Source organism: Pseudomonas sp. PA-7-1E (genome assembly GCF_021605325.1).
GTDB lineage: Bacteria > Pseudomonadota > Gammaproteobacteria > Pseudomonadales > Pseudomonadaceae > Aquipseudomonas > Aquipseudomonas fluorescens_BV.
In genome coordinates this window covers 1-1897 of the sequence record NZ_WKFA01000120.1, presented here as the reverse complement: position 1 = coordinate 1897, position 1897 = coordinate 1, and the positions used below count along the sequence as shown (strand labels likewise).

Below are 1897 nucleotides of genomic sequence, written 5' to 3'. Positions count from 1 at the left end.
GTCTTTGACGGGGGTGTGGGCGTTTTCCTGCATATCGGGCCTATAAGTATGAAAGCGGGGGCATTATGGCAAATACCGCCCTCCTGAACACAGGAGATCCAAAGTGGGAGCTGGCTTGCTGTGGCGAGGGAGCTTGCTCCCGTTCGACAGCGCAGCTGGAGCCGGCTTTTGGGGGCGCTTCGCACCCCAGCGCAAGCAAGCTTGCTCGCCACAGCAAGCCAGCTCCCACAGTTTGATCTTCACAGGGCGACCATTAGCGTTGTTTCATGCGGTCGATTATCACCGCCAGCAACAGGATCGAGCCACGAATCACATATTGGTAAAAGGTATCGATGTTCTTCAGGTTCATCGCATTCTCGATGATCGCCAGAATCAACACCCCGGCAATCACATGGCGGATCATGCCGATACCGCCGCTCAACGACACCCCGCCCAGCACGCACGCCGAAATCACCGTCAGCTCGAAACCCTGGCCAATCATCGGCTGGCCCGAGGTCATGCGTGACGCGAGGATCACCCCGGCCAAGGCGCCGATCAAACCGTGCACGGCAAAGATGATGATCTTGGTGCGATCGACATTGACCCCGGCGAGCAACGCCGCTTCCTGGTTGCCGCCAATGGCCATGGTGTTGCGCCCATAGGTGGTGTAATTGAGCAGCCAGCCAAAAAACACAAAGCACAGGACGGTGATGATGATCGGCACCGGCACGCCCAGCAGCTGGCCGTTGCCGAACACGAAGAACCCTTCGTTCATCACCCCCACCGCCTTGCCGTTGGAGAAGATGTAGGCCAGGCCACGTACGATCTGCATGGTCGCCAGGGTGGCAATCAACGCATTGATGCGCAGCTTGGCGATCACAATGCCGTTGATCAGCCCTACCACCAGGCCCATGGCCAAGGCCGCCGACACGCCGAGTACCACGCTGTCGGTGTCACGCATCACGATGCCCGCCACCACCCCGGCGCAGGCGATCACCGAGCCTACCGACAAGTCGAAGTGCCCTGAGGCCAGGCAGAACAACATGGTGCACGCAGCAATACCGACAGTCGAAATCGCCAGGCCCAGACCGCGCATATTCAGCGGTGACAGGAAGTTGTCGATGAACACCGCGCTGAGCACAAAAATGCCCAGTGCCGCCAGCAGCATCACCCAGTCATCGAGAAATTTGCGCTGATTGAAACCCGGCCAGAAACCCTTTGCAGTTTTTACCTCAGACATAGCCAAACCCTCTTGTTCTTATTCAAGCCCGCGACTGTGGCAGCGCCAGTTGCAGCAGGCGCGCTTCATCCGCTTGGGCGCGGGGCAACTCACCGGTCAGGGCGCCTTCACTCATCACCAGGATGCGGTCGGAGATGCCCATCACTTCCATCAGGTCACTGGACACCACGATCACCGCTATGCCGCTGGCCGCCAGGTTATGGATGATTTGGTAGATCTCCGACTTGGCGCCGATGTCGATACCCCGGGTGGGTTCGTCCAGCAGCAGGACCTTCATCGGCATCGACAACCAGCGGCCAAGGATGGCTTTCTGTTGGTTGCCACCGGACAGGTACAGGATTTTCTGCTCGGCACTCGGCGTCTTGACCTTCATGGCCTGGATCTGCCGTTCGGCGTTGCCCTTCTCCCAGCCGTCGCGCAGCAACCAGCCGAACGAGGCATGGGCACTACGGGCGCTGATGTTGATATTTTCCGCCACGCTGGAAAGCGGAATGATGCCTTCCTTTTTGCGGTCTTCCGGACACAGCAATACCCCGGCGGCGATGGCGTCCCGGGGTGAGCGCAGTTGCAGCGCTTGCCCGCACAGTTCCAGGCTGCCGGCACTGGCGCGCTCCAACCCACTGAGCAGGCGAAACAGCTCGGTACGCCCCGCGCCCACCAGCCCGAACAGGCCCAGGA

At 60.0% G+C, this 1897-nt stretch carries 2 protein-coding genes; both read right to left on the bottom strand.

Annotation, left to right across the window (positions count from 1 at the left end; translation table 11 throughout):
* Positions 1-253: 253 nt before the first annotated feature.
* Positions 254-1219 (bottom strand): L-arabinose ABC transporter permease AraH, encoded by a 966-nt coding sequence (gene araH, locus GIW79_RS29465; RefSeq protein ID WP_034126745.1) that lies wholly within the window; start codon positions 1217-1219, stop codon positions 254-256.
* Positions 1220-1241: 22 nt separating this feature from the next.
* Positions 1242-1897: ATP-binding cassette domain-containing protein (locus GIW79_RS29460; RefSeq protein WP_197901484.1), on the bottom strand; the 656-nt coding region annotated here is incomplete at its 5' end.

What these genes read in the sequence shown, in the direction of transcription:
- araH (WP_034126745.1), bottom strand. Translation starts at nt 1,219, where the DNA reads ATGTCTGAGGTAAAAACTGCAAAGGGTTTCTGGCCGGGTTTCAATCAG.